Source organism: uncultured Lactobacillus sp. (assembly GCF_947367085.1).
GTDB lineage: Bacteria > Bacillota > Bacilli > Lactobacillales > Lactobacillaceae > Lactobacillus.
Window position 1 is genome coordinate 1 of record NZ_CANBCP010000071.1, and the last position, 7,857, is coordinate 7,857.

9 protein-coding genes and 1 pseudogene are annotated in these 7,857 nt (G+C 33.2%); 4 read left to right on the top strand and 6 right to left on the bottom strand.

From position 1 onward, the window contains the following. A pseudogene (locus tag Q0Y70_RS08940) lies at positions 1 to 435 on the bottom strand (hypothetical protein); the annotation flags it as partial. 252 nt (positions 436 to 687) lie between these two features. On the opposite strand from Q0Y70_RS08940, the gene araA reads away from it, so the two are divergent. After that, on the top strand, positions 688 to 2,115 hold the full coding sequence (gene araA / locus Q0Y70_RS08945) for an L-arabinose isomerase (RefSeq protein ID WP_297820028.1): 1,428 nt from the start codon (positions 688 to 690) through the stop codon (positions 2,113 to 2,115). A gap of 187 nt (positions 2,116 to 2,302) precedes the next feature. Here araA and Q0Y70_RS08950 read toward each other — a convergent pair whose 3' ends face one another. The 4 genes from Q0Y70_RS08950 to Q0Y70_RS08965 all read right to left on the bottom strand — a co-directional run bounded on the left by Q0Y70_RS08950 (position 2,303) and on the right by Q0Y70_RS08965 (position 4,655). Further along, positions 2,303 to 3,202 carry a peptidylprolyl isomerase PrsA gene (locus Q0Y70_RS08950; RefSeq protein WP_297820031.1) on the bottom strand — a complete coding sequence of 300 codons (900 nt, stop codon included), beginning with the start codon at positions 3,200 to 3,202 and terminating at the stop codon, positions 2,303 to 2,305. 109 nt (positions 3,203 to 3,311) lie between these two features. Further along, positions 3,312 to 3,647 (bottom strand): hypothetical protein, encoded by a 336-nt coding sequence (locus tag Q0Y70_RS08955; RefSeq protein ID WP_297820033.1) that lies wholly within the window; start codon positions 3,645 to 3,647, stop codon positions 3,312 to 3,314. A gap of 5 nt (positions 3,648 to 3,652) precedes the next feature. Continuing rightward, positions 3,653 to 4,135: a hypothetical protein gene (locus Q0Y70_RS08960; RefSeq protein WP_297820035.1), complete on the bottom strand. Its 483-nt coding sequence runs from the start codon at positions 4,133 to 4,135 to the stop codon at positions 3,653 to 3,655. Between the two features lie 85 nt (positions 4,136 to 4,220). Further along, positions 4,221 to 4,655, bottom strand: a complete 435-nt coding sequence (locus Q0Y70_RS08965; protein WP_297820037.1) for an HIT family protein — start codon at positions 4,653 to 4,655, stop codon at positions 4,221 to 4,223. 93 nt (positions 4,656 to 4,748) lie between these two features. On the opposite strand from Q0Y70_RS08965, the gene Q0Y70_RS08970 reads away from it, so the two are divergent. Genes Q0Y70_RS08970 through trmB form a run of 3 tightly spaced genes read left to right on the top strand, consistent with a single transcriptional unit; the run spans position 4,749 to position 7,362 of the window. Next, positions 4,749 to 5,492 carry an ABC transporter ATP-binding protein gene (locus Q0Y70_RS08970; RefSeq protein ID WP_297820040.1) on the top strand — a complete coding sequence of 248 codons (744 nt, stop codon included), beginning with the start codon at positions 4,749 to 4,751 and terminating at the stop codon, positions 5,490 to 5,492. Beyond that, positions 5,485 to 6,693: an ABC transporter permease gene (locus Q0Y70_RS08975; protein WP_297820044.1), complete on the top strand. Its 1,209-nt coding sequence runs from the start codon at positions 5,485 to 5,487 to the stop codon at positions 6,691 to 6,693. Before Q0Y70_RS08970 ends, Q0Y70_RS08975 begins: the two co-directional genes overlap by 8 nt. 15 nt (positions 6,694 to 6,708) lie before the next feature. Beyond that, the gene (gene trmB, locus Q0Y70_RS08980; RefSeq protein WP_297820047.1) at positions 6,709 to 7,362 is read left to right on the top strand and encodes a tRNA (guanosine(46)-N7)-methyltransferase TrmB; all 654 of its coding nucleotides are present in this window, start codon (positions 6,709 to 6,711) and stop codon (positions 7,360 to 7,362) included. Positions 7,363 to 7,411: 49 nt separating this feature from the next. Here trmB and Q0Y70_RS08985 read toward each other — a convergent pair whose 3' ends face one another. Further along, positions 7,412 to 7,801 carry a hypothetical protein gene (locus Q0Y70_RS08985; RefSeq protein ID WP_297820050.1) on the bottom strand — a complete coding sequence of 130 codons (390 nt, stop codon included), beginning with the start codon at positions 7,799 to 7,801 and terminating at the stop codon, positions 7,412 to 7,414. Between the last annotated feature and the right edge of the window lie 56 nt (positions 7,802 to 7,857).

Genomic DNA, 7,857 nt, shown 5'->3' on the forward strand with positions numbered 1-7,857 from the left:
GTAATACATATATGCACCTTTACTTCCATCTTTCCATCTATAATTAGGGTTATAAATTTCATCTGGAGCCCAAATTCCATAACTTTTAGCTACATCACCATCATCTTTACCAGCCCATCTAAACATCGTTGCCAAATCGGTATCATAATTGTTGAAAATAAATGAAGGTTGCTCATATTCTTTTGTATATAGAGATTTCCAATTGTATAAATTATCAGATTCAGCAGATGCTTGATGACTTCCAAAAACATAAAATTTTTTTGTTTTTGGATCCTGAAAAATTGAAGGATCATGAACTGAAACATGTCTTATTGTATCAGCTTGAGGACTTGTTCGAGAAGATTGTGCTTTAAATAGGATTGCTCCTATACTGATCGTTGCTAATCCTAAACCAATAATTGCAGAAATAGTTTTTGAAGATATTTTATATTTCATTTTTTTCCCTTTCATATAACATTTCTTAAGACATTATTTATTTAGAAATCGGTTACACATAAAATATAAAATATATTAATAGTAAATACAATATATTTCGAATTATTGCATATAATTAATTCTAAAAAGCAATATTTATCTGACAAATTATGCAAAGATGTATTGAAAAAGTGAAAAAGTGATCTACAATAGTATGTGTAAGCGCTTTTATTGATAATAATCTGATTTATATAAAATACGAGGAGAATTAATATGAAAACAAAACCTGATTATAAATTTTGGTTTGTAGTAGGTAGTCAACCTTTATATGGAGAAGAAACTTTACGTCAAGTTAAAGAAGATGCGAAAACAATAGTAAATGGTTTAAATGAAAGTGGAAAACTACAATATCCAGTAGAATTTAAGCTTGTTGCCACTACAGCTGAAAGCATTACTAAATTTATGAAGGAAGCAAATTATCAAGATGAAGTTGCTGGAGTAATTACATGGATGCATACTTTCTCTCCAGCTAAAAATTGGATTAGGGGTACACAACTATTACAAAAACCATTACTTCATTTATGTACTCAATTTTTAAATCATATTCCATTTGATTCAATCGATATGGATTATATGAATTTACATCAAAGTGCACATGGTGATAGAGAGTATGAATATATTAATCAAAGATTACATGTTCCAGACACTATTGTGTATGGATGGTGGAAAGATGAGAAAGTACAAGAACAGATTGCAGCTTGGCAACATGTGGCAATTGCATATAATGAAAGTTTCCATATTCGTATTGCTCGATTTGGAGATACTATGCGCGATGTTGCTGTTACTGAAGGAGATAAAGTTGCAGCTCAAATCAAGTTAGGCTGGACTGTCGACTATTATCCAATACATGAATTAGTTGAAGCAGTAAATGCAATATCTGAAAAAGATATTGACAGACAATACGAAGAATTGAAAGAAAAGTTTGAATTAGTAGAAGGTGATAATGATCATGAAAAATATGTACATGCTGTACGTTATCAACTTCGTGAATATTTAGGTCTAAAGCAATTCTTAGATGATAGAGGTTACAATGCATTTTGTGATAATTTCCAGGATTTAGCGGGCTTAGAACAATTGCCAGGTTTAGCAGTTCAACTACTTCAATTACAAGGTTATGGATTTGGTCCTGAAGGAGACTTTAAGACGGCTGGGTTGAGCCGATTAATTAAGGTTTTAGCTGATAATAAAAAGACCGGGTTAATGGAAGACTACACACTAGATCTTCGACAGGGACATGAAGCAATTATGGGCTCACACATGCTTGAAGTAGATCCTACTTTAGCATCGGATAAACCAAGAGTTGAAGTACATCCCTTGGGAATTGGTGGAAAAGCAGATCCTGCTCGTTTAGTATTTACTGGGTCTCAAGGAGATGGCATTTATATTACTTTATCTTATTTTGATGATGGATATAAGTTTGTATCTTATCCAGTAGATGCTAAAATTCCTGAAAAAGAAATGCCAAAACTTCCAACTGCTAAGCAAATGTGGACACCTAAAGTCGGTTTGGCTAATGGTGCCAAGGCATGGATGTATGCTGGTGGTGGACATCACTCAGTAATTTCTCTGAATGCCACTGAAGAACAATTAAAGGAATTAGCAAGATTATTTAAAGTTGAATTGGTAGATATTGATAGCTAATTAAATTATAGGTAACTAATTAAAATTTTATCCTATCTCATTACTACACCTCTTAAAAAAGTGTTTGAACTAATTTAGGTTCAAACACTTTTTTTATTATATTTGGGCTAATTAAATAATTTATATTAAAAAAACTCGAAATTTATCATAATTTCGAGTCAGAGCATTTATTTTTACTTTAAAAATTTTAGTCGTTTGCTGAAGATGAAGTTACGTACTTAGTTAAAACATCCTTCAAATCGTTATCCTTGATAGAAACATCAGCACGCTTCAATACTGTAGCAAGGACACTTTGCATTACGCTTTGGTCTTGAGCCATCTTAGCGTAGATTTGGTTATCAATTGCCTTTTTGTGATCCTTAAAGCTTCCCTTAGCAGGGTGTTTAATCATCTTAATTACATGGTAGCCGTATTGAGTCTTAACTGGGGTAGTTGTGTATTCACCAGTCTTAAGCTTAAATGCAGCAGTTTTGAAAGTAGAATCTAAAGTAGTATCAGTTGAGTCAAATGCTGGTAATTTTCCGGCATCGTTCTTTGTAGCAGTATCAGTTGAGTATTTTTTAGCTAATGACTTAAAGCTAGCGCCTTTTTTAAGTTGGCTGATAACGTCATTAGCTGTGCTTTCTTTAGCAACTAAAATGTGTTGAACAGTAACTTTAGGTTGGTAGTTCTTCCAAGCTTTCTTTTCTTGAGCTGGAGTAATCTTCTTGATATGTCTTAATGCTTGTTGCATTAATAAGTTAGTCTTGATACTTTCTTTGTAAGTTGAAGTAGTTAAACCTTGTTGTTGCAAGATGGTTGAGAAAGAAGAACCGTATTGCTTCTTAGTTGCGTTGAATTCTTTGTCAACTTCTTTGTTAGTAACATACTTACCATATTGTTCTTCCAAAGCATCATTAACAATCATATTTGCTAAAAGGGATTGACCTGCTTGTGATTTCTTCATCTTATCATAGTATTGTTGTTGGGTGATTTTACCGCCTTTATAGTTAACAACGGTTTTATTTCCAGCTGAACAAGCAGTGGCACTTAAAGCAATGCCTGCAAAAGCAACAACTGTTGCTAATTTTTTCCAGTTTTTTGTCATATTGAAAAATCTCCATATCTTTGATGATTATTTACAGGTTCAAATATAACATAAAAAAGCCTCTTTGCCCAAATAGACTCAGAGACTTTTATATTTCTAAAAAAACTTTTTAAATTTTCTTAATCTTGTCAACACTTGAAAGAGTTTGATTTAGTTCAGACTTGATTGCCTCAATATTAGGTTTGATGCTCACTTGAAAATTACTCAAGTCATTTTTCAAACTAGTAAGTGTCTTTTGTGCTTGAGGCAGTTCATCTGCTAACTCGTTACTACTTTCAAGAGCTTGTTTTGAGCCAATAGATAAAGTTTTTACTTCGTTGCTTGTATCATCGACCCAGTTTTTTACATCATCTTTAACACGTCCATTGTTTTTAGCATTTGGCAAAAAGGAAACAGCTACGCCAATTGCGCTGCCAATGCCTAAACCGATTGCAAAAAATTTCATATTAATTATTCCTTATGTTCTTCGTGTTCAGATGCGCCTGATGATGAGTCAGTTTCTTTTTTTGGTTTAGCTTCGGGTTCTTCGTGTTTTTCTTCTTCAGAAGCACCAGAAGCAGAATCTACACTACCTTCAACCTTAGTTGGTTCAACTTTTTGACCTTCGGCTTCTTCTAAATCTTTACTTGGATCCTTACCATCCATTTTATCTTTGATTGCAGCAAAGAATTTCTTGTGGTCTAAGGCTTTGAATGAAGCAGCAGTAAAGGCATCTACGAAAACTTTAGCTTTAGATTCTTTTTTGTCTTCTTCTTTATTCTTATCTTCCAATTCGTTGTAGATAGTTTTTACGCGATGACATGAATCAGTAAAGTTATCGACGGTTTCTCTGACGTCTTTTCTTAATGGTTGACCACTAAGTGGGTTTTTAGCATAAGAAGCTAATCCACCAACAATAGCACCTGAAACAATTCCGATTAAAAATCCTGGCATATTTATTACCTCTATCTATATAAAATAAAATGTTTAAACTAATTAACATCTTTATTGTACCGCAAATAGAGGTAAAAAGATGTAATTAGAGATTATTTTTGATAGCGTTTGCAACTGATCTATAACGTTCTTCATCATACTGGTCAGCATTATTAACGTGAGGAATGACCATATCGTCATTTTCGCTATAACGAGGAATGAGATGGATATGTGAGTGCATTACAACTTGACCTGCGATTTCGCCATTATTTACAGCGACATTCATTCCCTTGATCGCTGGGTCAGATTTTTTAATTGCTTGAGCTATAACTGGAATATATTGTAAGAATCTTGCGCCATCTTCTTGACTGTAATCAAAAAAGTTCACGAGATGCTTTTTTGGAACGATCAGAGTGTGACCTTTAGTGACTTGTGAAATATCTAAGAAGGCTTTAACATCATCATTTTCAAATACAGTGTAAGAAGGAATTTCTCCGCGAATAATTTTACAAAATAGGCAGTCTTGCTTTAATTCATCCATATTAATATCTCCTATATTTTTACTTAATAAAATTTAGTTTAATTCATGTTCATGCTATCATATAAAGGAAGTTTTTTCAGTAAGGAGAAAAAAATGGCATTAAAAATTGAACATTTAAGCGGAGGCTATGCTGGAACCACCGTTATAAAGGACTTAAATCTGACAATTGAGCCGGGCCAAGTTCTCGGCTTAATCGGTCTAAATGGGGCCGGTAAGTCAACAACAATTAAGCATTTGCTCGGCTTGTTAAGAATGCAAAAGGGGACAATCAGCCTAAATGGAGTTGAGTTAATGCAAAATCCAACTAAGTTTAAGCAGATGGTTTCTTATATTCCAGAAACGCCAATTTTATATCCAGAACTCACTTTAAAAGAGCATATTGAATTGGTGATGTTAACTTATGGTTTAAACCAAGACAAAGCTTGGAAACGTGCTCATGAATTGTGCAAGATGTTTCGTTTAGATAATAAGTTAGATTGGTTACCAATTAATTTTTCAAAGGGTATGAAGCAAAAGGTCATGTTAGTTACTGCTTTTTTGGCAGATAGCGACTTACTAGTTATTGACGAACCATTTACCGGGCTTGATCCATTAGCTGTTGCTAATTTTAATGACCTAATTAAACAAGCTGCAGCGCAAAATAAGATGGTCTTGATGACAACGCACGTTTTAGCGCAGGCTCAAGAAGTTGTGCAAAAGTTTGCTGTTCTTAACAATGGCACAATTGAAGTTGAAGGTAGTTTAGAGCAAATAAGAAAACACTATGGCTTAAGTGATAGTGAATCATTTGACCGTTTGTATCAAATTTTGAACCAGGAGCAATTGCACCATGAATAAGATAGTTAAAAAGAGGCTAGAAGCTAATTTCAAGAAGTCGATGCACTATTTAACTTTGGTCTTTAATGACTTCTTTATCTTGGCGCTAATCTTTTTATTTGGAGCATTAATGTTTTGGTATGCTCAAAATATCAAAAAATGGCCAAGTAAGCTCTGGTTTTATAGCCCGCTTCTTGCTTTAATTTGGACGATTACTTTAGGCTTGGGCAATTTTGCTAGTTTGCTTCAAAGAGCAGATGAACAATTTTTATTTAATCAAGATAAGAATATGAAAGAGTACTTCAGACCTCTTTATTCTCATTCGATGATTTTGCCGACTATTTTAATTTTGCTGGTATCTGGCTTGCTGTTTCCGTTTGCGACGACAAGGGCCGGTCTTTCAATTACGTCTTTTATATGGATTGTAGCAGGCTTACTAGAAAGCAAAATGGTCCAGTTTAAACTGATCGTCAGAAGCTTTTATTTTAATAAGCATAATTACTATAACTTTTGGCTATTTATGGCTATTAACTATGTCTTGTTAGTAATTACGATTGCAACTAATTCATATTCATACTTATATACTTGTTTGATGCTTTTATGTTGGACTTTAGTACCTTATCTGCCGCAAGGTCACGCATTTAACTGGTACAAGGCAATTGAATATGAAGAACGCAGACAAGATTTACTGGATAGTTTTTACAGTATGTTTACTGATGTACCAGACAAAAAAGTTAAGATCTCTCGTCGTAAGTACTTAGACTTTTTGATTAGTCATAAAAATCAAACACCAAATACCTTTTTATATCAAAGATCCTTGCTACGTGATCCAGAATACAGCAACTTACTAATCCGTATGTCTTTATTTTCAATCTTGCTTTCATGGACTTTGCAAGATTGCAAGTGGGCAACCGGATTAGGAGCATTAGTTATCTTTTTAACACTTTATCAGCTAATTCCGTTAGGAACAGTTTATGAACATAATATGATGTATCATGTGATGCCAATTGAAAGAAAAACAAGAAATCGTGATCTTGCACGAGTTCTTCAAAAAGGGATGCTCATTGAATGGGTCTTAATTGCGGTAGGCTTAATTATTTTTTCTCCTGAAAAATTGTATGCTGCTTTAGGCGCAATTGGCTTATTGATTTTCACCTTTGCCTTACTGTATGCTTATTTACCAGTTAGAATTGAAAATTTATTTAAAAAAATTAGATATTAATTTTGGAGCTGAATTATGAGATTAAGAAATAAACCTTGGGCACAAAAACTTGTAGCCGATCATCCAGAAGCAATTTTGAATCAACCAGATCCTGAAAAAGTGATTGATTGGAATACACGCTTTGAAGATTTTTCTAAACCTTTAGCGATTGAAATTGGTTCAGGAAAAGGGCAATTTATCACAACTTTAGCTAAAAAGCATCCTGAAATGAACTTCATTGGAATTGAATTGCAAACCACAGCTGCAGGGATGATTTTGAGAACTAAACTTGAAGAAAAAATCGACAATCTTCAATTAATGTGTGCAGACGCCGCTAACTTAGCTATGTACTTACCAGAAAACAGTGCAGATATTATTTATTTGAATTTTTCTGATCCGTGGCCAAAAACCCGTCATGAAAAAAGAAGATTGACTTATAAGAGATTTCTTGACGAGTATAAACAAGTTTTAAAAGACGATGGTCATCTAGAATTTAAAACGGATAATCGAGGTTTATTTGAGTATAGTTTAGTTAGCATGAATAATTACCCAATGCACTTTGACTTTTTAAGTTTAGACTTACACCATAGTGATTCTAAGGTCTTTGAAGAAAATGTCGAAACTGAATATGAGCATAAATTTGCGGCTAAGGGCAATCCTATTTATTGCTTGCATGCTTCATTTAAATAAAAAAACAAAGTCAGAATACATATCAAGTTTGGTATATATTCTGACTTTTTTAGCTGTTAGCATATTTTAAATGCATCAATACCTCGTTAGTTTTATTAACTGTCAAGACAAACTTAGTGAATGCTTTTTCATGATCGGGCAAGTCAACAAAATCATCAAAATCTAAAATTTCTTGGTTAAAATTATCCATTAAGTTGACCATGTTTAAATTAGCTTTTGCTAAATAAATTGGAATTGCTCTTTGCTGTATTGTTTCTTGTCGAATTTGAGATGCAATTTTATGATATGCCAAGATCAATGGGGAGATTTGATCAAGATTTGCCTCAATAATTTCTAACCAGTGACTAGTATCATTTTGAATCTGTTTGATCATATTATTAAAAACATTATGAAGATTATACCCAGCTCTTAAAAGAGCTTTTTCTTTTGATTCTTCCATTATCAACGCCTTCTCTCAATTAGTATTATAACTTTATTATAAGACTAGAATTACTC